Source organism: Labrys monachus (assembly GCF_030814655.1).
In the GTDB taxonomy this organism is placed as follows: domain Bacteria; phylum Pseudomonadota; class Alphaproteobacteria; order Rhizobiales; family Labraceae; genus Labrys; species Labrys monacha.
The window spans coordinates 5,364,241-5,389,414 of sequence record NZ_JAUSVK010000001.1 but is presented as its reverse complement, the minus strand read 5'-3'; the positions used below and the strand labels follow the sequence as shown (position 1 = coordinate 5,389,414).

Here is a 25,174-nt window from a genome sequence, read left to right as displayed (position 1 = left end):
ATGGAATGATCGCGACGGGGGAAACGACGCCCTCTGTGAACGATCGGCGGCGCCATGCACTAGCGAAAGGCGCGTGCCGCTCTTAAATTGGGGGAGACGGAAGTTCTTTTCCCTCGCTGATATCGTGTTAGGCTGCAGTCGATTGCGGTTTGTAGAAATGGCAGAGAGCACCATTCCTGAATTTCGTGCAGAGCCCGCGCGGGGCCGGACAGCGTTCATCACCATGGCGCGCGAACCGCGCAATCCGGCCGGAGGCGACGGCACCGGCGCCGCGGTGATCACCAAGACGCGGACGACGACGAAGCGGCCGAAGCTCTATCGCGTCCTGCTGCTGAACGACGATTACACGCCGATGGAGTTCGTCATCGAGGTGCTCGAGCGCTTCTTCAACAAGGATCGCGACGGTGCCACCCACATCATGCTGCACGTTCATCACAATGGCGTGGGAGAGTGCGGCATATACACCTATGAGGTCGCAGAGACCAAAGTGACACAAGTTATGGATTTCGCGCGCAAGCACCAGCATCCGCTGCAATGCGTCATGGAAGAAAAGTGAGGAACTGATCGTGCCATCCTTTTCAAGACATCTCGAACAGTCCCTCCACCGCGCTCTCGCTACTGCCAATCAGCGTCGGCATGAATACGCCACGCTCGAACATCTGCTGCTTTCGCTGATCGAAGACCAGGATGCAGCGGCGGTCATGCGCGCATGCAACGTCGATCTGGACATCCTCAAGCGCAACCTGGTCGAATATATCGACACCGAGCTCGAAAACCTCGTCTCGGACGGCCGTGACGACGCCAAGCCGACGGCTGGGTTCCAGCGTGTCATCCAGCGGGCGGTCATCCATGTGCAATCGTCGGGCCGCGAGGAGGTCACGGGCGCCAACGTCCTCGTCGCCATCTTTGCCGAACGCGAAAGCCATGCCGCCTATTTCCTGCAGGAGCAGGACATGACGCGGTATGACGCCGTCAATTACATCTCGCACGGCATCGCCAAGCGGGCCGGCCTCTCGGAGGCGAAGGCGCCCCGGGGTGCGGACGAAAGCGAGGGCGAAAGCGCCAAGTCGCCGCCCAGCGGCGATGATTCGTCGAAGAAGAAGCAGGATGCGATCGATTCCTACTGCGTCAACCTCAACAAGAAGGCGCGGGACGGCAAGATCGATCCGCTGATCGGGCGCGACAGCGAGATCACCCGCACGATCCAGGTCCTGTGCCGGCGCCAGAAGAACAACCCGCTCTTCGTCGGCGATCCCGGCGTGGGCAAGACGGCGATCGCCGAGGGCCTCGCGCGCCGCATCGTGGAGGGCGACGTTCCCGAGGTGCTGCAGAACGCCACGGTGTTCGCGCTCGACATGGGCACGCTGCTGGCGGGAACGCGCTATCGCGGCGATTTCGAGGAACGCCTCAAGCAGGTCGTCAAGGAGATCGAGGCCTATCCGGGCGCGATCCTGTTCATCGACGAGATCCATACGGTGATCGGCGCCGGCGCCACCTCGGGCGGCGCGATGGATGCCTCCAACCTGCTGAAGCCGGCCCTTGCCGCCGGGGCGCTGCGCTGCATCGGGTCCACCACCTACAAGGAATACCGTCAATATTTCGAGAAGGACCGCGCTCTCGTCCGCCGCTTCCAGAAGATCGACGTCGCCGAGCCGACCATTCCCGACACGATCGAGATCCTCAAGGGCCTCAAGCCCTATTACGAGGAGTATCATAAGCTGCGCTACACCAATGACGCGATCCGGGCGGCGGTGGAACTCTCGGTCAAATACATCAACGACCGCAAGCTGCCCGACAAGGCGATCGATGTCATCGACGAGACCGGTGCGTCGCAGATGCTGGTGCCCGAGGATCAGCGCAAGAAGACGATCGACGTGAAGGACATCGAAGCGACGGTCGCGACGATGGCGCGGATTCCGCCCAAGACCGTATCCAAGGACGACACCGAGACGCTCAAGAATCTGGAGCTCAATCTCAAGCGCGTCGTCTACGGCCAGGACAAGGCGATCGGCCTCTTGGCGGCGTCGATCAAGCTCGCCCGCGCCGGCTTGCGCGATCCGGAGAAGCCGATCGGCAACTACCTGTTCTCGGGCCCGACCGGCGTCGGCAAGACCGAGGTCGCCAAGCAGCTCGCGTCCGTGCTCGGCATCAAGCTGCTGCGCTTCGACATGTCCGAATATATGGAGCGGCATACCGTGTCGCGCCTGATCGGCGCGCCGCCTGGCTATGTCGGCTTCGACCAGGGCGGGCTACTGACCGACGGCATCGACCAGACGCCCTATTGCGTGCTGCTGCTGGACGAGATCGAGAAGGCCCATCCCGACCTTTTCAACATCCTCCTGCAGGTGATGGACCACGGCAAGCTTACCGATCACAACGGCAAGAGCGTCGATTTCCGGAACGTCATCCTGATCATGACCACCAATGCAGGTGCGGCGGACATGGCCAAGTCGGCCTACGGCTTCACGCAGAACAAGCGGGAGGGCGACGACACCGAGGCGATCAACCGGCTCTTCACGCCGGAGTTCCGCAACCGGCTCGATGCGACGATTCCCTTCGCGCATCTGTCGCAGGAGATCGTCGCGCAGGTCGTCGACAAGTTCATCGCCCAGCTCGAAGTGCAGCTGGCCGACCGGCATGTCACGATCGAGCTCAGCAACGACGCGCGCACCTGGCTGGTCGCCAACGGCTATGACGAGTTCATGGGCGCGAGGCCGATGGGCCGTCTGATCCAGCAGGCGATCAAGACGCCGCTTGCCGACGAGGTGCTGTTCGGACGGCTCAAATCGGGTGGCGCGGTACGCGTCAACGTCGTCAAGGACGAGAACGGCAAGAACGTGCTCGGCTTCGAATATCCCGAAGGCCCGGTCGAGCCCAAGCAGGAACCGCTGCTCGCCGGCCCCGGCGAACAGGCCGCCAAGAGGAACGGCGGCAAGGCGAATGGCGCGAGCTATCACGAGCCCGAAAAGCCGCTCGAAACGGAATGATGCGAGACGAAACCGAATGAAGCGAGAAAGCCGGTCGAGAGACCGGCTTTTTTCTGTCCTGAACATATTCAGCATTAATAAAAGTAGATGTATCTATGCAACCTATGGTTTAGTATTTTGTGTTTATGTCGTATAAAGATTATTTTGTTCTTGATTTTTCATATTGAGATTTGACCATCGAGATGGTCTTCTGAGTAAAATTGGCTCGAAGAGAGGCCGATCTCAAGCAGGGGAAAATCATGAAAGTACTTCTCATCTCAGCCGTGCTGGCCTGTTGCAGTATTTCGTCCGCCGCAATGGCGGGCGTCTGTATAGCCGCTCCTTACAGTTTCAATCCTGCATTGAACGGCAGTGTAACTGCCCACCTGATGACGACGACGGGAAATTGCCGTCATCAATACAGTGCGGGGGGACGTTTGGAATTCACTTCGGCCTCGATCGTTGACCTTCCCCGCAACGGCAAGCTCAAACAGATCGGCCCCTTTTCCTTCCACTACTCAGCGAACAAGGGCTTCAAAGGAAGCGACATCTATAGCGTCAGCGTTTGCGGCAGGAGCACGGCGGGAAGCGGCTGTTCGAAGATCATCTATGACATGTCAGTCGAATGAGGTGCGCATGCCTCAGATATCCACCAGCTCGCTGGCGAAGGCTGCGCGTTCCTGGATGAAGGCGAAGCGGGCTTCGGGCTTGTTGCCCATCAGCCTTTCCACGGAGCCTGAGGTGTCGGCGCGTTCCTCGTCGGCGACGGTGACCTTGAGAAGGACGCGCTTCTTGCGGTCCATCGTGGTTTCCTTCAACTGGGCCGGCATCATCTCTCCCAGGCCCTTGAAGCGGCCGATCTCGACCTTCTGGTTGCCCTTGAATACGGAGGCGAGCAATTCGTCCTTGTGCGCGTCGTCGCGGGCGTAGAAGGATTTGGTACCCTGCGTCAGGCGATAGAGCGGCGGTGCCGCCAGGTAGAGGTGGCCCCGCTCGATCAGCCGCGGCATCTGGCGCCAGAAGAAGGTGATCAGCAGCGAGGCGATGTGGGCTCCGTCGACATCGGCGTCGGTCATGATGATGATCTTCTCATAGCGAAGATCGTCATCCCGATAGTGGGCGCCCATGCCGCAGCCGAGCGCCTGGCCGAGATCCTGCAATTGCTGGTTCTGGGCCAGCTTGTCACGCCCGGCGGCGGCGACATTGAGGATCTTGCCGCGCAACGGCAGGACGGCCTGGCTGGCGCGGTCGCGCGCCTGCTTGGCCGAGCCGCCGGCCGAATCGCCCTCGACGATGAAGAGTTCGGATCCCTGCGCGGCGTTGTTGGAGCAGTCGGCCAACTTGCCGGGCAGGCGCAGCTTGCGCGTCGCCGATTTGCGGGCGACGTCCCTTTCGGCGCGGCGGCGCAGGCGCTCTTCGGCGCGCTCCACCACGAAATCGACCAGCTTGAGCGCCTGCGACGGGCTGTTGGCGAGCCATTGGTCGAGCGAATCCTTGATCGCCTGCTCGACGATGCGGCTCGCCTCGGTGGTGACGAGCTTGGCCTTGGTCTGGGAGGAAAACTCCGGCTCGCGGATGAACACCGAGAGCATGGCGGCCGTGCAGGCCATCAGGTCCTCGGTGGTGACCTGCCCGGCGCGCTTGTTGCCGATGCGCTCGGCGTGGTCCTTCAGGCTGCGCAGCAACGCGATGCGCAGTCCCTGCTCATGCGTGCCGCCTTCGCGCGTCGGGATCGTGTTGCAGTAGGACGAGACATAGCCCTCGTTCTCGGTGAACCAGGCGACAGCCCACTCGACCGACCCGTGGCCGCCCGCGCGATCGACCTTGCCGGAAAACATCTGGTCGGTGACGAGTTCCAGCCCCTCGCTGGCCGAGCGCAGATAGTCCTCCAGGCCGCGCGGAAACTTGAAGACATCCTCGGCGGGCACGCCGGTGATACCCGCAAGCAGTTGCGGCGCGCATTTCCAGCGGATCTCCACGCCTCGGAACAGATAGGCTTTCGAGCGCGACATCTTGAACAGGCGCTTGGGGTCGAAGGCGATGCCGTGCCGGAAGATGTCGCTGTCCGGCTTGAAGCGGACCTTGGTGCCGCGCCGGTTCGGGGCCGGGCCGACATGCTGGACGGGGCCCTCGGGCACGCCGCGCCGGAAGCGCTGGCGGTAGAGCTCGCGCCCGCGCGCCACCTCGACCTCGACCTCCTCGGAAAGGGCGTTGACGGCGGAAACGCCGACGCCATGCAGGCCGCCCGAGGTCTCGTAGACGTCGGAATTGAACTTGCCGCCCGAATGGATCATCGTCATGATCACTTCGAGCGCGGACTTGCCGGGATATTGGGGATGGGGGTCGACGGGAATGCCGCGGCCATTGTCGGTGACGGACACGAAGCCGTCGGCGCCTACATCGACCTCGATGAAGCTGGCGTGTCCCGCGACGGCTTCGTCCATCGCATTGTCGATCACCTCGGCGAAGAGGTGGTGCAGGCCGTCGCCTTCCGGGCCGGTCGAGCCGATATACATGCCCGGACGCATGCGGATCGCTTCCAGGCCTTCCAGCACCCGGATGGAAGAGGCGCCGTAGGCGTCCTCATCCGCGGTCGCGGATTTGCCGGGGGCGGGCGGGGCGGTGCGCCGCGGCGCCGCCTTCTCGGGCTTGGCTTTTGCCGGCGCCGGCTCGTCGGCGCCAAACAGATCGTCGGAAACGGGCATTCGGTTGGAATCTCGCATCAGCGATTCGATGAGGCGCCATTATTGCATTTCCGCAGCGCCAGTGCGAACGGATCATAAACAGCCTTACCGGCCGGGACGGTGCGGCATGCCCGGATGGCCTAATTCCGTCACGATTCGCGTGCTCTTCTGCGTTGCGGCGAGGCAGGTGCCTGCTATGGTGCCGGTCGAAATAAGAACGGAAATTTGCTTTATGCGGACGATGATTCCGGGTGCTCTCGGGCTTTTGGCCTTTCTTGCCCTCACGGGCGCCGCTGCGGAGGTGCAGGCTGCCGAGACGGCACGGCCGCAGCCGGTGGCGGCCACGGCGCCGATTGCCGTTGCGCATCCGATCAGCTTCGTGGCGCACCGCGCCGTCTATGATCTCCAGCTTGACAGGCGCAAGAATTCGACCAGCGTCGACAGCATGCGCGGGCGCATCGTCTATGAATTCTCCGGCAATGAATGCAGCGGCTACGTGCTCAACTTTCGGCAGGTGACCGAGATCGGCCTCAGCGGCGGCGGCACCAACACCTCCGATCTGCGCTCCGCCACCTTCGAGGACGACAAGGGCCGGAATTTCCGCTTCAGCTCGCAGAACTACACCAACGACAAGGTCGACGGCCTCGTCGACGGACAGGCCAACCGCGCCGATGACGGTGCGGTCGCCGTGGCCCTGAAGAAGCCGAAGCCGGCCAAGTTCGACCTGACCAAGGACGTCCTGTTCCCGACCGGCCAGATGAAGGCGATCGTGGCCGTGGCCGAGGCGGGCGACCATGTCTTCGAATCCCAGGTCTATGACGGCTCGGACGGCGGCGAGAAGATCTACGACACCCTCGCGGTGATCGGCGCCCGGATCGCGCCGGACCAGCCGCGAGAAGGCGCCGCCACCGGCGCCAAGCAGCTGGACGGTGTCGACCGCTGGCCGATCACCATTTCCTATTTCGATTCGACCAAGCAGACGGTCGGCGAGCAGACGCCGGTCTACACCATGTCCTTCGATCTCTATGCCAATGGCATTTCCGGCAATATCAGCCTGGATTACGGGGATTTCAGCCTCAAGGGAACCATGGCCTCGCTCGACTTCCTGCCGCAGACCAAATGCAACTGAGGCGGCGGGCGTGCCCGGCGGAAGGTCGCCCGTCGTGAGGAACGCCATACGGCAATGGGCGCATACGGCGACGTGGCGGGAACTCGGGCGGCGCTTGCGCGAGCCGCCTCGCTTCGCGGGCCGCCCGCTGTTCGGCCGCATCCCGCCACCGGCGGCCGTCCTCTTCGGCCTGCTGCTCACGGTCGCGCTGATGGTCACGGCGGATCCGGCGGACCTTCGCATCCTGCATGAATGGCCGCATTCGCTGATCCGCGTGGCGGCGATCGTCACCAATCTCGGCGATTCCGGCCTCTATCTGGTGCCGCTCGGCATCGCGCTGATCGGCCTCGCTCTGGTCGATCCCGTCCTGCCCCGGCGGGCGGACGCCGCCCTCCGGCAGGTCTGGCTGCGGCTCGCCTTCTGCTTCACCGTCATCGCCGTGACGGGTCTTGCGGTGAACCTCGTCAAGCGGGCGATCGGACGCGTGCGGCCGCTCCATGTCGATCCCGGCGCCTATCTGACCTTCGACCCCTTCGCCTGGCATGCGACCGCGGCCAGCATGCCTTCCGGCCACGCCACGACGGCCTGGAGCGTGGCCGCGTGCCTCGTGCTGCTGGCGGGCCCGCGGGTGAGGCCCTATGCCTTCGCTTTCGCCACGCTGGTCTGCGTCAGCCGGGTGGTGCTCGGGGCGCATTTCGTCTCCGACGTCGTGGCCGGCGCGCTGCTGGGCTGGTTCGCCACGCTGTGGTTCGCGCAATTTCTGGCGCGCCGCGGTCTCGTTTTCCGGCAAAAGCCCGATGGCGCTCTTGCCTTGCGGGGGCAAGACGCGGCAAAGACGCTGCTGGCGTGGCGAGCGCGCCGCAAGGATCCGATAGCAGATGACACCCTTTCCGACGGCGCCTGACATCAGCGTCATCGTTCCGGTCCGCAACGAGGCCGGGAACATCGAGCCGCTGATCCGGGAGATCGAAAGGGCCCTTGCCGGACGCAGCTTCGAGATCGTCTATGTCGACGACGGGTCGAGCGACGGGACGCCGGCGGAACTGGCCCGGCTCGCAGCCGCCATGCCGTTCCTGAGGACCTTGCGGCATGCGACGTCGTGCGGCCAGTCCTGCGCCGTGCGCACCGGCGTGCGGGCCGCCCGGGGGGCGCTGATCGTCACGATCGACGGCGACGGCCAGAACGACCCGGCCTATATGCCGGCGCTGGTCGATGCGCTCGTCGCGGGCGGCGAGGCGATGGGCATGATCGCCGGCCAGCGCCTCGGCCGCAAGGATACCGGCTTCAAGCGCTGGCAGTCCAGGACGGCCAACCGGGTGCGCGGCTGGGTGCTGCGCGACGGCACGCGCGATACCGGGTGCGGTCTCAAGGCGATCCGCCGCGACGTCTATCTCGCGCTGCCTTATTTCGACGCGCTGCACCGGTTCATGCCGGCGCTGGTCAAGCGGGAGGGCTTCGATGTCGGCCATGTCGACGTGGTCGACCGGCCGCGGCTGAGCGGAACATCCAATTATGGCTTCTTGGACCGGCTATGGGTCGGCATTCTCGATCTCATCGGCGTGTGGTGGCTGATCCGCCGCCGTCGGCGCGTGCCTGTCGTTATCGGAGGGACGGCCGATGCTCGTTGAATTGTCGAACGCCCTCGGGGGCTATTTCCACAACGTGTTCTACAACAAGTTCGATGCGTGGCTGGCGCTCGGCCTGTTCGCGCAGACGCTCTTCACGCTGCGCTTCGTGGTGCAGTGGTTCGCCAGCGAAAGAGCAGGCAAGAGCGTCATCCCCTTCAGCTTCTGGGTGCTGTCGATCGGCGGAGGCGCCCTGCTGTTTCTCTACGCCCTGGTACGGGCCGATCTCGTCTACATCATCGGCCAGGGTTCCGGCCTGCTCATCTATTTCCGCAACGTCTCCTTCGTGCTGAAGGAGCGCGCCGCGGAGAAGGCGAAGGCCGAGGCGGCGAAATAGGCCCCGACGGATCCTCCGTGCCGACAGGGCGGGCGACCCGTCGCGGATCCCGTCTCCATCCTGCCGCATGGGAATCGCGCCGCCTGCGCGGGGCGTTCACCCCCGCGCCGCCCGGAACCGCGCCAGCCCGGCATCGAGGTCGGCGATCAGGTCCTCGACATCCTCGAGCCCGATATGGAGCCGCACGCCCGGGCCGCCCGGATTCCAGGTCGTCGCCGTGCGGTAATGGCTGCAGTCGAAGGGAATGGCGAGGCTTTCGAAGCCGCCCCACGAATAGCCGAGGCCGAAGAATTTCAGGCCGTCGAGAAACGCCTCCACGGCTGCCTCGGGCGCAGGCTGCAGCACGATCGAGAACAATCCGGACGATCCCTTGAAGTCGCGCTTCCAGATGGCGTGGCCGGGATCACCGTCGAGAGCCGGATGCAGCACGCGAAGGACCTCGGGCCGCTTCGCCAGCCATTTGGCGACGCGGAGGGCGCTTTCCTGATGCTGCCTCAGGCGCACGCCCAGCGTGCGCAGGCCCCGCATCGCCAGATAGACGTCGTCCGGCCCGGCGCAGAGCCCGGCGTCGCCGTAAAAGCCCTTCAGCGCGGGCCAGGCCTTGCGATTGGCGGAGACGGCGCCGAACATCGCGTCGGAATGGCCGACGATGTATTTGGTGCCGGCCTGGATCATGAGGTCCACGCCATGGCCGAAGGCATCGAAGAACAGCGGCGTCGCCCAGGTGTTGTCGAGCAGCACGGTGGCGCCGTGGCGATGGGCGATGCCGGCGATCAAGGGCACGTCCTGCATCTCGAAGCTCTGCGAACCCGGCGTCTCCAGATAGACCGCCTTGGTGTTCGGGCGCAGCAGGGCTTCGATCCCTTCGCCGATCAGCGGATCGTAATAGGTCGTCTCGATGCCGAAGCGCGCCAGCTGGCCGTCGCAGAAGTGGCGGGTCGGCCCGTAGGCGCTGTCGACCATCAGCAGGTGATCGCCTGCCGACAGGCAGGAGAGCAGGGCGGTCGAGACCGCGGCGAGCCCCGAGGGGCACAGCACGACGCCGGCACTGCCGTCGATCGCCCTCAGCGCCTGTTCGAGCGCGTCCGTGGTCGGCGTGCCCCGCCGCCCATAGGCATAGCGCTGGGTGTGGTCGAGCAGGTCTCTCGTCGTCGGCGCGAGCACCGTCGAGCCGTGATAGACGGGTGGGTTGACGAAGCCGTGATAGTCGTCGGGCTCGCGCCCGCCGATGACGAGGCGCGTGTTCTCGCCGAAGGTGGCGATCTCGTTCTTGTTAATTTTCTTCATCAATGAATCGATGCATTTTCCGATACCGGCCGAACCATCGGCTTCTCCCGGCAGGCCGTCAACAGCCATCGGCGCCGGCCGCGGCGGGCCGGCGCCGCCTGCGGCCTTGTCGCGGGTCTTTACAGCGGCTTCGTTTTCGTCGCACCTTCGAGGTCGCGTCCGCCGCCGCCGCCCGCCGTCCGACGGGTCACAACGCTGGGAAGAATCATGGCTTCTGCCGCAACCGCACTGCAATCAGCCGATGCCGCCGCGCCGGTCGCCGTCGAGATGACTGACGTCAACAAATGGTACGGCGACTTCCACGTGCTCAAGAATATCGACCTGACCGTGAGGCGCGGCGAGCGCATCGTGATCTGCGGCCCGTCGGGTTCGGGCAAGTCGACGATGATCCGCTGCATCAACCGGCTGGAGGAGCATCAGAAAGGCCGTATCGTCGTCGACGGCATCGAGTTGACCAACGACCTGAAGCGCATCGACGAGGTCCGGCGCGAGGTCGGCATGGTGTTCCAGCATTTCAATCTGTTTCCGCATCTGACGGTGCTGGAGAACTGCACGCTGGCGCCGATCTGGGTCCGCAGGATGTCGAAGAGCGATGCCAACGAGCGCGCCATGCATTTCCTTGAGCGCGTGAAGATTCCCGAGCAGGCGGCCAAATATCCGGGCCAGCTGTCCGGCGGACAGCAGCAGCGCGTGGCCATCGCCCGCGCGCTCTGCATGAATCCGAAGATCATGCTGTTCGACGAGCCGACCTCCGCCCTCGATCCGGAGATGGTCAAGGAAGTGCTGGACACCATGGTCTCCCTGGCCGAGGAGGGCATGACGATGCTCTGCGTCACCCACGAGATGGGCTTCGCCCGCCAGGTCGCCGACCGCGTCATCTTCATGGACGCCGGGCAGATCGTCGAGATGAACGAACCGGCCGCCTTCTTCTCGAATCCCCAGCATGAGCGTACGAAGCTCTTTCTGAGTCAGATCCTGCATTGAGCTTCTAGGAATTGCCATGGCGTTTGATCGGTCGAGCGAGCCGGACGGCACGCCGAGGCGAGGGCTTTACGCGGACATCGAGCCCTACCGCTCGGGCATGCTCGACGTGGGCGACGGGCATTCGATCTATTGGGAGCTGTCGGGCAATCCCAAGGGCAAGCCGGTCGTCTTCCTGCATGGCGGGCCGGGGGCGGGATGCTCGCCGCGGCACCGCCGCCTGTTCGATCCGGCGCGCTGGAACATCCTGCTGTTCGACCAGCGCGGATGCGGCCGTTCGCAGCCGCATGCCAGCCTCGCCGCCAACACCACATGGCATCTGGTCGCCGATATGGAGCGCTTGCGCCGGGACATCCTCGGCGTCGGCGAATGGGCCGTCTGCGGCGGCTCCTGGGGATCGACCCTGGCGCTCGCCTATGCCGAAACCTATCCGGACCGGGTGTCGGCCCTGATCCTGCGCGGCATCTTCACCCTCCGCCGCATGGAGATCGACTGGTATTACCGCCAGGGCGCATCCTTCTTCTTCCCCGACAAATGGGAAGCCTTCAGAAAGGACCTCCCGCCGGAGACGTGGGCCGATCCGGTCCTGACCTATCACAGCCGTCTGACCTCGGACGATGCCGCATTGCGCCTGGCGGCCGCCCGGGCCTGGAGCGTGTGGGAGGGCGAGACCTCGACCCTCATGCCCGAGGGACCGGCGACCGGCCATGCGCAGGAGCATTTCGCGCTCGCCTTCGCGCGCATCGAGAATCATTATTTCGTGCATGGCGGCTGGATGGAAGAGGGCCAGCTCCTGCGCAACGCCGACAGGCTCGCCGCCATTCCCGGCACCATCGTGCAGGGCCGCTACGACGTCGTCTGCCCGCCTGTGACGGCGTGGGAGCTCTCGAAGCGCTGGCCGCGCGCCGAACTGCATATCGTGCCGGATTCCGGCCATTCCTTCGCCGAGCCGGGCACGCTCCACCGGCTGATGCAGGCGACGGACAAATATGCGGGGGGCTGACGGCGAAGCCCGCATTTCCCCGTTTTGCGGCCATGGCGACAGAAAACATGCGGTGCCGCTGAAAAGGCGTAGTCTGCCGCCCATATCCAGGGCGACAAGGGCTGGTGCGGCGCTGCGTAGACCATGACGATACCCAATCTGATCACCATCTTCAGGTTCTGCCTGGTGCCGCTTTCCGTGTGGTGCATCGGGTCGGACGCCTGGAACTGGGCGTTCGTGGCCTTCGTCGTCGCCGGGGTGTCCGACGGGGTCGACGGCTTTGTCGCCAAGCGCTTCGACATGCGCAGCGAACTGGGCGCCCTGCTGGATCCGCTCGCCGACAAGGCGCTGCTGGTGTCGATCTTCGTGACGCTGGGTGTCGTCGGGGCGGTTCCGGCCTGGCTGGTGATCCTCGTCGTCTTCCGCGACCTCATGATCATCGGCGCCGTCCTGGTGTCGTGGGTGATGGGAACGCCGATGAAGATCGCGCCGCTGCCGCTGTCCAAGCTCAATACCGGGGTGCAGATCGCCTTCGTCGCGCTCGTCCTCTTCTCGAAGGGCACGGGCTGGCCCCTTCCGCTTCTGGTGGAGGTCGGCAGCGCCGCCGTCGCCGGCCTGACCGTCCTCTCCGCTGCTGCCTATCTGCGGCAGTGGCTCAACCACATGGCCGCATGATGCGGCAAGGGCTCAGCCAGCAGGACGCCGATCAGATGAGCTTTCACAAGCAGGTGATATTCTGGCTCGGCGCGCTCGCCCTGCTCGTGGCGCTGGTCTGGCTTCTGCAAGGCGTGCTGCTGCCCTTCGTCGGCGGGCTGGCCATCGCCTATTTCCTCGATCCGGTGGCGGACAGGCTTGAACGGCTCGGCCTGCCGCGCTGGGCCGCCGCCTCGATGATCCTGCTCGGCTTCCTCGTCATCATCGCCCTCGCTCTCCTGCTGCTGCTGCCGCTTCTCGGCGACCAGATCAGCGGCTTCCGCAACCGCCTTCCGAGCTATGTCTCGGCGCTGCAGCGCATCCTGGCCGAACTCAACCAGGGTTGGCTCGGCAGCCTCGTCGGTGATCGCCTGCAGGACATCCAGAAATCGCTCGGGGACTATGTGGGGCAGGGCGCCGCTCTGCTCGGGAGCTTCATCTCCTCGCTCTGGTCGGGGGGACAGGCGGTGATCGGGGTGGTCAGCGCCCTCATCGTCACGCCGGTCGTCGCCTTCTACATCCTGCTCGACTGGGATCGCATGGTGGCGCGGGTCGACAGCTGGCTGCCGCGCGACCATGTCGATTCGATCCGCGACATCTTCCGCGACATCGACGGCGCCATCGCCGGCTTCGTGCGGGGGCAGGCGACGGTCTCGGTGCTGCTCGGCCTGTTCTACGGCTCGACGCTCACTTTCGCCGGCATCAGCTTCGGCTTTCTCATCGGGCTGTGCACCGGTCTGGCCTCCTTCATCCCCTATGTCGGGTCGATCCTCGGCTTCATCGTCGCCATCAGCGTGTCGATCGTGCAGGCATGGCCCGACTGGCACCTGCCGATCTACGTCGTCGCCATCTTCGCCGTCGGCCAGCTGCTGGAAGGCTATGTGCTGTCGCCGCGGCTCGTCGGCGGCTCGGTCGGCCTGCATCCGGTCTGGCTCATGTTCTCGCTGCTGGTCGCAGGATCGCTGTTCGGGTTCATCGGCCTTCTGGTCGCGGTGCCCGTGGCGGCGGCCATCGGCGTGCTCGTGCGGTTCGGGCTGCGCCAATATCTGTCGAGCTCCCTCTACACCGGCAATGTCGAACCGCCGGTGCGGCGGAGCCTTAACAAATGAACGGCGCATCCATCCCCCGGCAGCTCGCGCTGAACCTGCCGGCGAGGACGTCGTTCAGCCGCGAGGACTTCCTTGTCTCGCCCTCCAACGAGGCGGCCTATGCGCTCGTCGAGCGATGGCCCGACTGGCCGGGACGGCGGGCGCTGCTGATCGGGCCGAGCGGGTCGGGCAAGAGCCATCTGGCCGCGATCTGGGCGGAGATGGCGGGAGCCGCGGTCGTTCCGGCCCATGCGCTCGACGAAGGCGCCGTGCCCGAGCTCGTCGCCCGGGGCGCCGTGGCGCTCGAGGACATGGGTCCAGGGGTGAGCGAGACCGCTCTGTTTCATCTCCTCAATCTGGCGGGCGAGACCGGCGCCTCGCTGCTGATGACTGCGCGCGACAGGCCCGCGGCCTGGGCGCTGGCCCTTCCGGACCTCGTCTCGCGGCTGCGCGCCACCGACGTCATCGCGATCGGCAGGCCCGACGACGATCTGTTTCGCCTGCTCCTGGTGAAGCTGTTCCTCGATCGCCAGCTCATCGTCGATACCAGCGTCGTCGATTTCCTGGTCCGTCGCATCGAGAGGTCCTTCGACGCGGCGCGGCAGGTGGTGGAGGTGCTCGATCGCGAAGGTTTGTCGCGCGGGCGGCGCATCACACGGGCTCTTGCCGGTGAACTTCTCGCGGAAGTGCTTGCGGCGACGCCCGGTCCGGGCGCAGAAAGCCCGGATGGCTATAAATGAACGTTACAATTCCGTCCTAAAGAGGGTTTCGAGGAAGCGGAGAACGACAATGAGCGACAATACCGCGATGAAGGTCGTCGAGCCGCAGACGGGCGGTCCGCCCGGTCACACCGCTGCCGAGGAGGATGCCGCCGCCGCGCTGCGATCGAGCCCCGACCGGTTCATCAATCGGGAATTGTCCTGGCTCCAGTTCAACCGCCGCGTGCTGGAGGAGGCGTCCAACCGCAGCCATCCGCTGCTGGAGCAGCTCCGCTTCCTGTCGATCTCGGCCAGCAATCTCGACGAATTCTTCATGGTCCGCGTCGCCGGCCTGATCGGCCAGGTGCGGGAGGGCGTGACGGCGCGCAGTCCCGACGGGCTCTCGCCGGCCGAGCAGCTCGTCAAGATCGGCGAGGCGGTGTCGAAGCTCGCCTCCGACCAGCAGAAGCGCTGGACGGAGCTTCGTGACGACCTGCTGCTCGAAGGCATCGTCATCGCCGAGCCGCGCGACCTCTCCAAGGCCGAGCGCGCCTGGCTCGACGAATATTTCCTCGGGCACATCTTCCCGATCCTGACGCCGCTTGCGGTGGATCCGGCCCATCCCTTTCCGTTCATCCCGAATCTCGGCTTCACGATCGCGCTCCAGCTCAAGCGCATGAGCGACGGGCGGGCCCTCAACGCGCTGATCAGGGCCCCCAACAAGGTCGAGCGTTTCATCCGCCTGCCGGACTTCGCCGAGACCGGCGCCGCGCGCTACATCGCCCTCGAAAATCTCGCCGTGCTGTTCATCGGCAAGCTCTTCCCCGGCTACACGGTGCAGGGGCAGGGGTCCTTCCGCGTCATCCGCGATTCCGATCTGGAAGTGGAGGAAGAGGCGGAAGACCTCGTGCTGCTGTTCGAGACCGCCTTGAAGCAGCGCCGCCGCGGCGTCGTCATCCGGCTGGAGATCGAAGCCGGCATGCCCGACGCGATCCGCAATTTCGTCACCGAGGAGCTGGACGTCACCGACGACGCGGTGTTCCGGGTCGAGGGCATGCTGGCGCTCAACGAATTGTCGCAGCTCGTCGGCCTTGATCGGCCCGACCTCAAATTCGTGCCTTATGCGCCGCGCTCGCCCGAGCGCATCCGCGACCACGGCTCGGACGCCTTCGCGGCGATCCGCCAGAAGGACATCCTGGTCCACCACCCCTACGAATCCTTCGACGTGGTGGTGCAGTTCCTCAACCAGGCGGCCCGCGATCCCAATGTCGTCGCCATCAAGCAGACGCTCTACCGCACCTCCTCCGACAGCCCGATCGTCAAGGCGCTCGCCGAGGCGGCGGAAGCGGGCAAGTCGGTGACCGCGCTGGTCGAGCTCAAGGCCCGTTTCGACGAGGAGGCCAATATCCGCTGGGCGCGCGATCTCGAACGCGCCGGCGTGCAGGTCGTGTTCGGCTTCATCGAGCTGAAGACGCACGCCAAGCTTTCCTTGGTGGTGCGGCGGGAAATGGGCCAGCTCGTCTCCTATTGCCATGTCGGCACCGGCAATTATCACCCCATCACCGCCCGTATCTATACCGACCTGTCCTTCTTCACCGCCGATCCCGTGATCGCCCGCGACGTCGCCCGCATCTTCAACTTCATCACCGGCTATGCCGAGCCGGCGGCGCTGGAGCGGATGGCCGTCTCCCCCGTCTCGCTGAAGCAGCGCATCCTCGACCATATCGCGGCGGAGATCGAGCATGCCAAGGCCGGCCGCCCCGCGGCCATATGGGGCAAGTGCAACTCGCTGGTCGATCCGATGATCATCGACGCGCTCTACGCGGCGAGCCGTGCGGGGGTGCAGATCGACTTCGTCGTCCGCGGCATATGCTGCCTGCGCCCGGGCGTGCCCGGCCTGTCCGACAATATCCGCATCAAGTCCATCGTCGGGCGCTTCCTCGAGCATGGCCGCATCTACGCCTTCGGCAACGGCCACGGCCTGCCGCACCAGAAGGCCGCCGTCTATATTTCGTCGGCGGACATGATGGAGCGCAATCTCGACCGCCGCGTCGAGGCGCTGTGCCCGATCTCCAATCCGACGGTGCACGAGCAGGTGCTCGACCAGATCATGATCGCCAATCTCATCGACAATCAGCAGAGCTGGCGCATCTTGCCGGACGGCTCGGCAGAACGCATAGTCCCACGCGCCGACGAAGAGCCGTTCAACGCGCACAAATACTTCATGACCAACCCCAGTCTTTCGGGTCGAGGCAAATCGCTTGAGCACAGTTCCCCCCGCACGCTCCTCAGCCGCCGGCGCTGAAGCGCCCAAGGCCGAAGCGTCCAAGGCCGAAATATCGAAGGCGTGCGGGCCGATGCCGGGCGGCGCGGACTTCGCGCAGGGCCGCATCTGCCAGGGACCGCCGATCGCGACGATCGACATCGGCTCCAACTCGGTTCGCCTCGTCGTCTATGAGGGCCTGACGCGCAGCCCGACGCCGATCTTCAACGAGAAGGTCCTGTGCGGGCTCGGGCGCGGCGTCGCCGTGACCCGGAGGCTGGACCCGGAGGCCGTCGCCAAGGCCTATGCGGCGCTCCAGCGCTTTCGCGCGCTGTGCGACACCATGGGCGTGAAGGAGCTCTACGTGCTCGCGACCGCCGCCGCGCGCGACGCCGAGGACGGCGACGCCTTCATCGCCAGGGCGCGGGAGATCTGCCGCAACGATATCGAATTGCTGTCCGGCAAGCGGGAGGCCCGCCTTTCCGCCTATGGCGTGATCTCGGGCTTCCACATGCCCGACGGCGTCGTCGGCGACATGGGCGGCGGATCGCTGGAGCTCATCGACGTCCACGGCCACCGGGCCGGTTCGGGCGTGACGACGCCGCTCGGCGGGCTGGCCCTGCAGGACGCTTCGGGCCTGTCGGTGCGCAAGGCGGCCAAGCTCGCGCAGGCCAAGCTCGAAAAGGCGGAGCCGCTGAAGGGCCTCAAGAACCGCACCTTCTATGCCGTCGGCGGCACATGGCGCTCCCTCGCCAAGCTGCACATGATGCAGATGGGCTATCCCCTGCACATCATGCACGGCTACAGCATGCCGGCGCGCGAAATGCTCGATTTCTGCCGGCTGATCATGCGCGTCGACAACACGACCCTGATCGGCAACGAAACGGTGTCGGCCGGCCGCCTGCCGCTGCTGGCCTATGGCGCGGCGGTGATGAGCGAGATCATCAAGGTGGGCAAGCCTGCCGACGTGGTGATTTCGGCCCTCGGCGTCCGCGAAGGGCTGCTCTATTCGCTGCTCGACGAGGAGACGCGCAAGCTCGACCCCCTGATCGCGGCGGCACGCGAGCTCAACGTCCTTCGCTCGCGCTCGCCGCAGCATGGCGAGGATCTCCTGCGGTGGAGCGACCGCTTCATGTCGACCTCCGGTATCGACGAGACCTCGGACGAGCGGCGCCAGCGCCATGCCGCCTGCCTGCTGGCCGATACCGGCTGGCGCGCCCATCCCGATTATCGCGGCGAACAGAGCCTCAACGTCATCGCCAACGCGGCCTTCGTCGGCATCGACCATCGCGGTCGTGTCTTCATGGCGGTGGCGAACTTTTTCCGCCATGTCGGCCTGAACGACGAGGAATTGTCGCCGCGCATCCGCGAGATCGCGACCACGCGCATCCTCGACCGCGCCCGCATCCTCGGCGGCCTCATGCGCGTGGGCTACGTGCTGTCCGCCTCGATGCCCCAGGTCCTGCCGCGCTGCCCCCTCTATGTCAGCCATGGCAAGCTGATGCTGGACGTGCCGCGCGATCTCGAGGGACTGGTCGGCGAAAGGCTCGCGGGACGCATGAAGGCCCTGGCCCGCCTCATCGGGCGCGAACCCTTCCTGCGCATCGTCGATCGCGTCGAAGCCGCGGCGGAGTGAGGCGTGCCGCAAGCCAGCATCCGCCGGGGCCTGCGGTGAGCGTGGCGGCGGTCACTGAGGAAGCGGCCGGCCAGCCCAAGGTGTCGGCCTGGCTGATATTTCTGCTGGCGGCGTCCTGCGGCCTGCTCGCGGCCAATGTCTATTATCCGCAGCCGCTCGCCGGGCCGATCGGAGCGGCGCTCGGCCTGTCGCCGCACGCCACCGGGCTGATCGTCACGCTCACCCAGCTCGGCTACGGCACCGGCCTGCTCCTGGTGGTGCCGCTCGGCGATCTCGTCGAGAACCGCAAGCTGGTGCTGGCGCTGGTCGGCCTCGCCACGCTCGCCCTCCTCGGTGCCGCGCTGTCGACGCAGCCGGCGGCGTTCCTCGCTTCCGCCTTCTTCATCGGCCTCGGCTCCGTCGCGGTGCAGGTGCTGGTGCCCTATGCTGCGCATCTGGCGCCGGAGGCGGTGCGGGGAAGGGTGGTCGGCAACGTCATGAGCGGGCTGATGCTCGGCATCATGCTGGCGCGGCCGATCTCGAGCCTCGTTGCCGAGCTGTCCTCCTGGCACGTCGTGTTCTTCCTGTCGGCGGGCGCCATGGTCGCGCTGGCCCTGGTGCTGGGATTCGGCCTGCCGAAGCGGGTGCCGGCCTCCCGGCTGAGCTATGGGGCATTGCTCGCCTCGATGGGGCGGCTGCTGCTGACGACGCCGATCCTGCAGCGGCGCACCCTCTACCATGTCTGCCTCTTCGGTGCCTTCAGCCTGTTCTGGACGACGACGCCGCTGCTGCTGGCGGGACCGGCCTTCCGCCTGTCGCAGGGCGGCATCGCGCTCTTCGCGCTTGCCGGCGTCGCCGGAGCCGTGGCGGCGCCGATCGCCGGGCGCGTCGCCGATCGGGGCTGGAGCCGGCCCGCGACGGCGTTGGCCATGATGTCGGCGGCCGCAGCCTTCCTCGTCACGCATCTCGCCCCGCCGGGCTCGCCGCTCGCGCTCGGCCTGCTCGTGGTGGCGGCCAACCTCCTCGATTTCGGCGTGTCGTCGAACCTCGTGCTCGGACAGCGCGCCATCTACGCCTTGGGCGCCGAATTCCGGAGCCGCCTCAACGGGCTCTACATGGCGATCTTCTTCGGCGGCGGCGCGGTCGGCTCGGCGGTGGGCGGCTGGGCCTACGCGCAGGGCGGCTGGGCGCTGGCGTCCTGGATCGGGCTGGCGCTTCCGGTGGCGGCGCTGCTCTGCTTCGCGACGGAGTGAGCCCGCGGGCCTATCGCGGGATCGCCGTCACCTTGCCCTTGTCGATGGCGAGAGCCAGCTGGCCCTTCTTGAGAGCCAGCGCCTTTTCGCCGAACAATTCGCGCCGCCAGCCGTGCAGCGCAGGCACGTCCGCCTCGTCGCTGTCGGCGATGAGGTCGAGATCGTCGGTGGTGGCGATGACCTTGGCGGCCACGCCCTGGCTCTCGGCCACCATCTTGAGCAGCACCTTGAGCAGCTCCACCGTCGCTCCCGCGCTGTTGCCGGCAGCGCGTTGCGGCGACATGCGCGGCAGGCTCGCCTGATCGCGGGCGAGGCCGAGCTTTACCGCCTCGACGAGGTCGAGGCCCGTGCGTGACCGCTCCCAGCCCTTGGGGATCATGCGGATCGCGCCGAGCTTTTCCGCGGTGTCGGGGGCCTGGAGGGCGATCTCGGTGAGGGCGTCGTCCTTCAGCACGCGCGAGCGCGGCACGTTCTTGGACTGCGCCTCCCGTTCACGCCAGGCGGCGACCTCGATCAGCACGGCGAGGTCGCGCGGCTTGCGCATGCGTCCGCCGATGCGCCGCCAGGCGTCCTCGGGCGCCTGGCGATAGGTGTCGGGCGAGGTCAGGACGGACATCTCGTCGAGCACCCAATGCGTCCGCCCGCGCTTGCGCAGGGACGCGGCCAGCCTGACATAGACGTCCCTTAGATGGGTGACGTCCGACACCGCGTAATTGACCTGCGCCGGGGTCAGCGGACGGCGCGACCAGTCGGTGAAGCGGGAGGACTTGTCGATGGGGGCGCCGGTGATGCGGTGCACCAGCTGGTCGTAGGCGATCGAATCGCCGTAACCCAGCACCATCGCCGCCACCTGGGTATCGAAGATGGGCGCCGGGATGAATTTGGCCAGATGCCAGACGATCTCGATGTCCTGGCGGGCGGCGTGGAAGACCTTCAGCACCTTTTCGTTGCGCAGGAGGTCGAAAAGCGGAGCCAGGTCGATGTCGTCGGCGAGGGCGTCGACGACGACGGCTTCGTCCGGGCTCGCCACTTGGACGACGCAGAGCTTCGGCCAGAATGTCGTCTCCCGCAGGAATTCGGTATCGACGGTCACGAATTCATGCGTCGCAAATCGGGCGCATGCCGCGGCGAGGTCTTCGGTCCTGGTGATGGTGGCTGTCGTCGGAGGCGTGAATTGTGGCATATTCATGCTTATCCGTCAGCAACCGCCGCAAGGCAAGTTTTGCCGCGGCCGGCGGGGTTCTTTTGCCGGGATGACGTTGTGAAACTTGACGGCGACGGCGGGCTTGGGGTCTATGGCCGCAATAATCCATCCCGGAAAGACGTCCGCCATGCATCGTTATCGCTCCCATACCTGCGCAGGCCTTCGTACCGAGCATGTCGGCCGCAACGTGCGGCTCTCGGGCTGGTGCCATCGCATCAGGGATCATGGCGGACTGTTGTTCATCGACCTCCGGGACCATTACGGCCTGACGCAATGCGTGGTCGACCCCGATTCGCCCGCCTTCGCGCTGGCCGAGACGCTGCGGTCGGAATGGGTGGTGAAGGTCGACGGCGAGGCGCGCCTGCGCCCGGCCGGCACCGAGAATCCCGACATGCCGACCGGGCTGGTCGAGGTCTACGTCACCGACATCGAGGTATTGGGGCCGGCGGCCGAACTGCCTCTCCCGGTCTTCGGCGACATCGACTATCCCGAGGAAACCCGCCTCAAATACCGCTTCCTCGACCTCAGGCGCGAGCGGCTCCACCGCAACATCATGCTGCGCGGCAAGGTGGTGGATTCGATGCGCATGCGCATGAAGGCGGCGGGCTTCAACGAGTTCCAGACGCCGATCCTCACGGCCTCCTCGCCGGAAGGCGCCCGCGACTTCCTGGTGCCCTCGCGCATCCATCCCGGCAAGTTCTACGCGCTGCCGCAGGCCCCGCAGCAATACAAGCAGCTCCTGATGATGGCCGGCTTCGACCGCTACTTCCAGATCGCGCCCTGCTTCCGCGACGAGGACCCGCGCGCCGACCGCCTGCCGGGCGAATTCTACCAGCTCGACCTCGAAATGAGCTTCGTGACCCAGGAGGACGTCTTCGAGACGATGGAGCCGATCCTCACCGGCATCTTCGAGGAATTCGGCGGGGGCAGGGCGGTGACGAAGGGCTGGCCGCGCATTCCCTATGCCGAGGCGATCAGCAAATACGGTTCCGACAAGCCGGACCTGCGCAACCCGCTGGTGATGCAGGACGTCTCCGAGCATTTCCGCGGCTCGAACTTCAAGGTCTTCGCAAGGCTTCTCGAAGATCCGGCCAACCGCATCTGGGCGATCCCCGGCCCGACCGGCGGCCAGCGCACCTTCTGCGACCGCATGAATGCCTGGGCGCAAGGCGAGGGGCAGCCGGGGCTCGGCTATATCCTCTATTTCGATCGCGCCACCGACGAGACCACGCGGCAGACGGATCCCAACGCCACCGGCGTCGGCGCCCGCGGGCCGATCGCCAACAATATCGGCCAGGAGCGCGCCGAGGCGATTCGCCAGCAGCTCGGCCTCGGCGCCGGGGATGCCGCCTTCTTCGTCGCCGGCGACCCCGCCAAATTCTACAAGTTCGCCGGTGCGGCGCGCACCAAGGTCGGCGTCGATCTCAAGCTCGTCGACGAGAACCGCATCGCGCTCGCCTGGATCGTCGACTTCCCGATGTATGAGTGGAACGAGGACGAGAAGAAGGTCGACTTCTCGCACAATCCGTTCTCGATGCCCCAGGGCGGCCTGGAGGCGCTGCAGTCGCAGGATCCGCTGTCGCTGAAGGCGTTCCAATACGACATCGCCTGCAACGGCTTCGAGATCGCCTCGGGCGGCATCCGCAACCACCGGCCCGATGCGATGGTCAAGGCCTTCGAGATCGCCGGCTATGGCGAGCAGACGGTGATCGAGCGCTTCGGCGGCATGTATCGCGCCTTCCAGTACGGGGCGCCGCCGCATGGCGGCATGGCGGCGGGCGTCGACCGCATCGTCATGCTGCTGGCGGGCGAGCAGAACCTGCGGGAGGTCGCGCTGTTCCCGATGAACCAGCGCGCCGAGGACATCCTGATGGGCGCCCCTTCCGAGGTCACGACGAAGCAATTGCGCGAGCTCGGCGTCCGCCTCAACCTGCCGGAAAAAGGTGCGTGACAATCGGCCACGTGGGGGCGGCGGGGGCGATGTCGCACAAATCGAAACAAGGCGGGCCGGGCCGATTGCCCTGATCGGGGGCCGGTCCTGCCACAGGACGAGAAACTGCAATGCCTGTCGATAAGCCGGCGCCGACGCCTTCCTCGACCATGTCCGAAGACCTGCGCACGGGTGCGCTGATCTATCATCGCCTTCCCAAGCCCGGAAAGCTGGAGATCCAGCCGACCAAGCCGCTCGGCAACCAGCGCGACCTCGCGCTCGCCTATTCGCCGGGCGTGGCCGCGGCCTGCGAGGCCATCCATGCCGATCCGGCGGAGGCGGCGAACCTGACGACCCGCGCCAATCTTGTCGCCGTGATCTCCAACGGCACCGCCGTGCTCGGCCTCGGCGACATCGGGCCGCTCGCCTCCAAGCCGGTGATGGAGGGCAAGGCGGTCCTGTTCAAGAAGTTCGCCGGCATCGACGTGTTCGACATCGAGATTTCGCCGAAGAATGTCGAGGAGATCGTGACGGTGGTCGCGGCGCTCGAGCCGACATTCGGCGGCATCAACCTCGAAGACATCAAGGCGCCCGAATGTTTCGAGGTGGAGCGGCTGCTGCGCGAGCGCATGGCCATTCCGGTCTTCCACGACGACCAGCACGGCACGGCGATCATCGTCGGCGCGGCGGTCCGCAACGGGCTCGAACTGGCCGGCAAGGCGATGGACCAGGTCAAGATCGTCACCTCCGGCGCCGGCGCGGCGGCTTTGGCCTGCCTCAACCTCCTCGTGTCGCTCGGCGCCAGGCGCGAGAACATCTTCGTCTCCGACATCAAGGGCGTGGTCTACAAGGGCCGCAACGAATTGATGGATCCGTGGAAGGAGCCCTATGCGCAGGAGACGACCGCGCGCACGCTCGGCGAGATCATCGACGGCGCCGATGTGTTCCTCGGCCTTTCCGCCGGCGGCGTGCTGACGGCAGACATGGTCGAGCGCATGGCGCCGCGCCCGCTGATCATGGCGCTCGCCAATCCGTTCCCCGAGATCATGCCCGAACTCGCCAAGCAGGTGCGCCCGGACGCGATGATCTGCACCGGCCGCTCGGATTTCCCGAACCAGGTCAACAACGTCCTGTGCTTTCCCTACATTTTTCGCGGCGCGCTCGATTGCGGCGCCACCACGATCAACGAGGAGATGAAGCACGCCGCCGTCGAGGCGATCGCTGCGCTTGCCCGGGAAACGCCCTCCGACATCGTGGCGCGGGCCTATGGCGGCGAGAGCCGGGGCTTCGGTGCCGATTCGCTCATTCCCTCGCCCTTCGATCCCCGGCTGATCCTGCGCATCGCGCCGGCCGTGGCGAGGGCCGCGCATGAGACCGGCGTCGCCACCCGTCCGATCGAGGATCTCGCCGCCTATGCCGAAAGCCTGACCCGTTTCGTCTTCCGCTCGGGCTTCGTGATGAAGCCGCTGTTCACCGCCGCCAAGGCGGCCCCCAAGCGCGTGGTCTATGCGGAGGGCGAGGATGAGAGGGTACTGCGGGCGGCGCAGGTCGTGCTCGAAGAGGGACTGGCCAAGCCCATCCTGATCGGCCGCCCCTCGGTGATCGAGAGCCGCGTGCAGCGCTTCGGCCTGACGATCCGCGCCGGGCGGGATTTCGAGGTCATCGATCCCGCCGACGATCCGCGCTACAAGGATTACTGGTCGCTGTATCACCAGCTCGCCGGCCGCAAGGGCATCACCCAGGATACGGCGCGCACCATCGTCCGCTCCAATACCACCGTCATCGCGGCGCTGGCGCTCCAGCGCGGCGATGCCGATGCCATGATCTGCGGCCTGGAGGGCGCCTATATGCGCCATCTGCGCAATGTCCGGCAGATCATCGGCCTCGCCCCGGGCGTGCGCGACTATTCGGCGCTCTCGCTGGTGCTGACCGGGAAGGGGGCCTTCTTCATCTGCGACACCGAGGTCAAGCCCGATCCCTGCGCCGAGGAGATCGCCGAGATGGCCATCCTTGCGGCTGAGCATGTCCGGCGCTTCGGCATCGATCCGAAGATCGCGCTGCTCTCGCATTCGGATTTCGGCAGCAACGATACCGATTCGGCGCGCAAGATGAGCCGTGCCCTCGAAATCCTCGCCCAGTTGCGGCCCGATCTCGAGGCCGACGGCGAGATGCAGGCCGATACCGCGCTGTCGGAGAGCCTGCGCGAGATCAAGCTCGCCTCCTCGCGCCTGCGGGGCGAGGCCAATGTGCTGGTGATGCCCAATCTCGATGCGGCGAACATCGCCTTCCAGCTCACGCGCATGCTGGCGGACGCGCTTCCCGTCGGCCCGATCCTCATCGGTGCGGCCAAGCCGGCCCATATCCTCACGCGCTCGGTGACGGTGCGCGGCGTCGTCAACATGACGGCCGTGGCGGTCGCGGAGGCGCAGGCCACCGCGGTGTGAAGCCTCCCGCCCCGCA

General features: G+C 66.0%; 20 protein-coding genes. 17 read left to right on the top strand and 3 right to left on the bottom strand.

Features of this window, described 5'->3' with window-relative positions:
* The first annotated feature begins 223 nt into the window (after positions 1 to 223).
* The 3 genes from clpS (at position 224) to J3R73_RS24630 (ending at position 3,595) form a co-directional block, all read left to right on the top strand.
* Entirely contained in the window at positions 224 to 556 is a 333-nt protein-coding gene (clpS, locus tag J3R73_RS24640) for an ATP-dependent Clp protease adapter ClpS (protein WP_307437663.1), read from the top strand.
* Positions 557 to 566: 10 nt separating this feature from the next.
* Positions 567 to 2,987 (top strand): ATP-dependent Clp protease ATP-binding subunit ClpA, encoded by a 2,421-nt coding sequence (clpA, locus tag J3R73_RS24635; RefSeq protein WP_307433557.1) that lies wholly within the window; start codon positions 567 to 569, stop codon positions 2,985 to 2,987.
* Positions 2,988 to 3,226: 239 nt separating this feature from the next.
* Positions 3,227 to 3,595 (top strand): hypothetical protein, encoded by a 369-nt coding sequence (locus J3R73_RS24630; protein WP_307433554.1) that lies wholly within the window; start codon positions 3,227 to 3,229, stop codon positions 3,593 to 3,595.
* Positions 3,596 to 3,607: 12 nt separating this feature from the next.
* Here the strand turns inward: J3R73_RS24630 and parE are convergent, their stop codons facing one another.
* Positions 3,608 to 5,671: a DNA topoisomerase IV subunit B gene (gene parE / locus J3R73_RS24625; protein WP_307433551.1), complete on the bottom strand. Its 2,064-nt coding sequence runs from the start codon at positions 5,669 to 5,671 to the stop codon at positions 3,608 to 3,610.
* A gap of 211 nt (positions 5,672 to 5,882) precedes the next feature.
* On the opposite strand from parE, the gene J3R73_RS24620 reads away from it, so the two are divergent.
* From J3R73_RS24620 to J3R73_RS24605, 4 genes are read left to right on the top strand one after another with little or no spacing between them, the layout of a single operon-like run.
* On the top strand, positions 5,883 to 6,779 hold the full coding sequence (locus J3R73_RS24620; RefSeq protein ID WP_307433548.1) for a cell envelope integrity EipB family protein: 897 nt from the start codon (positions 5,883 to 5,885) through the stop codon (positions 6,777 to 6,779).
* 34 nt (positions 6,780 to 6,813) lie between these two features.
* Positions 6,814 to 7,662, top strand: a complete 849-nt coding sequence (locus J3R73_RS24615) for a phosphatase PAP2 family protein (RefSeq protein WP_307433545.1) — start codon at positions 6,814 to 6,816, stop codon at positions 7,660 to 7,662.
* A complete protein-coding gene (locus J3R73_RS24610) occupies positions 7,637 to 8,386 on the top strand; it encodes a glycosyltransferase family 2 protein (RefSeq protein WP_307433542.1) in 750 nt (249 codons plus the stop codon). Before J3R73_RS24615 ends, J3R73_RS24610 begins: the two co-directional genes overlap by 26 nt.
* Positions 8,376 to 8,720 carry a lipid-A-disaccharide synthase N-terminal domain-containing protein gene (locus tag J3R73_RS24605; RefSeq protein ID WP_307433539.1) on the top strand — a complete coding sequence of 115 codons (345 nt, stop codon included), beginning with the start codon at positions 8,376 to 8,378 and terminating at the stop codon, positions 8,718 to 8,720. The genes J3R73_RS24610 and J3R73_RS24605 overlap by 11 nt, the downstream gene beginning before the upstream one ends.
* A 96-nt stretch (positions 8,721 to 8,816) precedes the next feature.
* On the opposite strand, the gene metC is transcribed toward J3R73_RS24605, so the two are convergent.
* Positions 8,817 to 10,007 (bottom strand): cystathionine beta-lyase, encoded by a 1,191-nt coding sequence (metC, locus tag J3R73_RS24600; protein WP_307433536.1) that lies wholly within the window; start codon positions 10,005 to 10,007, stop codon positions 8,817 to 8,819.
* A gap of 207 nt (positions 10,008 to 10,214) precedes the next feature.
* Between metC and J3R73_RS24595 the strand changes: the two genes are divergently transcribed.
* From J3R73_RS24595 to J3R73_RS24560, 8 genes are all read left to right on the top strand, one after another.
* A complete protein-coding gene (locus J3R73_RS24595; RefSeq protein WP_307433533.1) occupies positions 10,215 to 10,991 on the top strand; it encodes an amino acid ABC transporter ATP-binding protein in 777 nt (258 codons plus the stop codon).
* Between the two features lie 16 nt (positions 10,992 to 11,007).
* Entirely contained in the window at positions 11,008 to 11,991 is a 984-nt protein-coding gene (gene pip, locus J3R73_RS24590) for a prolyl aminopeptidase (protein ID WP_307433530.1), read from the top strand.
* 123 nt (positions 11,992 to 12,114) lie between these two features.
* Complete coding sequence (locus tag J3R73_RS24585) at positions 12,115 to 12,645, top strand: CDP-alcohol phosphatidyltransferase family protein (protein WP_307433527.1); 531 nt, start codon at positions 12,115 to 12,117, stop codon at positions 12,643 to 12,645.
* Positions 12,646 to 12,680: 35 nt separating this feature from the next.
* Positions 12,681 to 13,772: an AI-2E family transporter gene (locus J3R73_RS24580; RefSeq protein ID WP_307433523.1), complete on the top strand. Its 1,092-nt coding sequence runs from the start codon at positions 12,681 to 12,683 to the stop codon at positions 13,770 to 13,772.
* Complete coding sequence (locus tag J3R73_RS24575; protein WP_307433520.1) at positions 13,769 to 14,491, top strand: P-loop NTPase family protein; 723 nt, start codon at positions 13,769 to 13,771, stop codon at positions 14,489 to 14,491. Before J3R73_RS24580 ends, J3R73_RS24575 begins: the two co-directional genes overlap by 4 nt.
* Positions 14,492 to 14,540: 49 nt before the next feature.
* Complete coding sequence (locus J3R73_RS24570; protein WP_307433517.1) at positions 14,541 to 16,754, top strand: RNA degradosome polyphosphate kinase; 2,214 nt, start codon at positions 14,541 to 14,543, stop codon at positions 16,752 to 16,754.
* Complete coding sequence (locus J3R73_RS24565; protein ID WP_307433514.1) at positions 16,711 to 18,348, top strand: Ppx/GppA family phosphatase; 1,638 nt, start codon at positions 16,711 to 16,713, stop codon at positions 18,346 to 18,348. The genes J3R73_RS24570 and J3R73_RS24565 overlap by 44 nt, the downstream gene beginning before the upstream one ends.
* Positions 18,349 to 18,389: 41 nt before the next feature.
* Complete coding sequence (locus J3R73_RS24560; protein WP_307433510.1) at positions 18,390 to 19,580, top strand: MFS transporter; 1,191 nt, start codon at positions 18,390 to 18,392, stop codon at positions 19,578 to 19,580.
* Positions 19,581 to 19,590: 10 nt separating this feature from the next.
* Here the strand turns inward: J3R73_RS24560 and rnd are convergent, their stop codons facing one another.
* A complete protein-coding gene (gene rnd, locus J3R73_RS24555; protein WP_307433507.1) occupies positions 19,591 to 20,769 on the bottom strand; it encodes a ribonuclease D in 1,179 nt (392 codons plus the stop codon).
* 142 nt (positions 20,770 to 20,911) lie between these two features.
* Between rnd and aspS the strand changes: the two genes are divergently transcribed.
* Together aspS and J3R73_RS24545 are read left to right on the top strand one after the other, a co-directional pair.
* Positions 20,912 to 22,735: an aspartate--tRNA ligase gene (gene aspS, locus J3R73_RS24550; RefSeq protein WP_307433504.1), complete on the top strand. Its 1,824-nt coding sequence runs from the start codon at positions 20,912 to 20,914 to the stop codon at positions 22,733 to 22,735.
* Positions 22,736 to 22,845: 110 nt separating this feature from the next.
* Positions 22,846 to 25,158: an NADP-dependent malic enzyme gene (locus tag J3R73_RS24545; RefSeq protein WP_307433501.1), complete on the top strand. Its 2,313-nt coding sequence runs from the start codon at positions 22,846 to 22,848 to the stop codon at positions 25,156 to 25,158.
* Positions 25,159 to 25,174 lie beyond the last annotated feature (16 nt).

Bases quoted from the DNA above. Each gene is read 5' to 3' on its own strand.
- clpS (WP_307437663.1), top strand. From the start codon at position 224: ATGGCGCGCGAACCGCGCAATCCGGCCGGAGGCGACGGCACCGGCGCC.
- J3R73_RS24630 (WP_307433554.1), top strand. From the start codon at position 3,227: ATGAAAGTACTTCTCATCTCAGCCGTGCTGGCCTGTTGCAGTATTTCG.
- parE (WP_307433551.1), bottom strand. From the start codon at position 5,671: ATGCCCGTTTCCGACGATCTGTTTGGCGCCGACGAGCCGGCGCCGGCA.
- J3R73_RS24620 (WP_307433548.1), top strand. From the start codon at position 5,883: ATGCGGACGATGATTCCGGGTGCTCTCGGGCTTTTGGCCTTTCTTGCC.
- J3R73_RS24610 (WP_307433542.1), top strand. From the start codon at position 7,637: ATGACACCCTTTCCGACGGCGCCTGACATCAGCGTCATCGTTCCGGTC.
- J3R73_RS24605 (WP_307433539.1), top strand. From the start codon at position 8,376: ATGCTCGTTGAATTGTCGAACGCCCTCGGGGGCTATTTCCACAACGTG.
- metC (WP_307433536.1), bottom strand. From the start codon at position 10,007: ATGAAGAAAATTAACAAGAACGAGATCGCCACCTTCGGCGAGAACACG.
- J3R73_RS24595 (WP_307433533.1), top strand. From the start codon at position 10,215: ATGGCTTCTGCCGCAACCGCACTGCAATCAGCCGATGCCGCCGCGCCG.
- pip (WP_307433530.1), top strand. From the start codon at position 11,008: ATGGCGTTTGATCGGTCGAGCGAGCCGGACGGCACGCCGAGGCGAGGG.
- J3R73_RS24585 (WP_307433527.1), top strand. From the start codon at position 12,115: ATGACGATACCCAATCTGATCACCATCTTCAGGTTCTGCCTGGTGCCG.
- J3R73_RS24580 (WP_307433523.1), top strand. From the start codon at position 12,681: ATGAGCTTTCACAAGCAGGTGATATTCTGGCTCGGCGCGCTCGCCCTG.
- J3R73_RS24575 (WP_307433520.1), top strand. From the start codon at position 13,769: ATGAACGGCGCATCCATCCCCCGGCAGCTCGCGCTGAACCTGCCGGCG.
- J3R73_RS24570 (WP_307433517.1), top strand. From the start codon at position 14,541: ATGAGCGACAATACCGCGATGAAGGTCGTCGAGCCGCAGACGGGCGGT.
- rnd (WP_307433507.1), bottom strand. From the start codon at position 20,769: ATGAATATGCCACAATTCACGCCTCCGACGACAGCCACCATCACCAGG.
- aspS (WP_307433504.1), top strand. From the start codon at position 20,912: ATGCATCGTTATCGCTCCCATACCTGCGCAGGCCTTCGTACCGAGCAT.
- J3R73_RS24545 (WP_307433501.1), top strand. From the start codon at position 22,846: ATGCCTGTCGATAAGCCGGCGCCGACGCCTTCCTCGACCATGTCCGAA.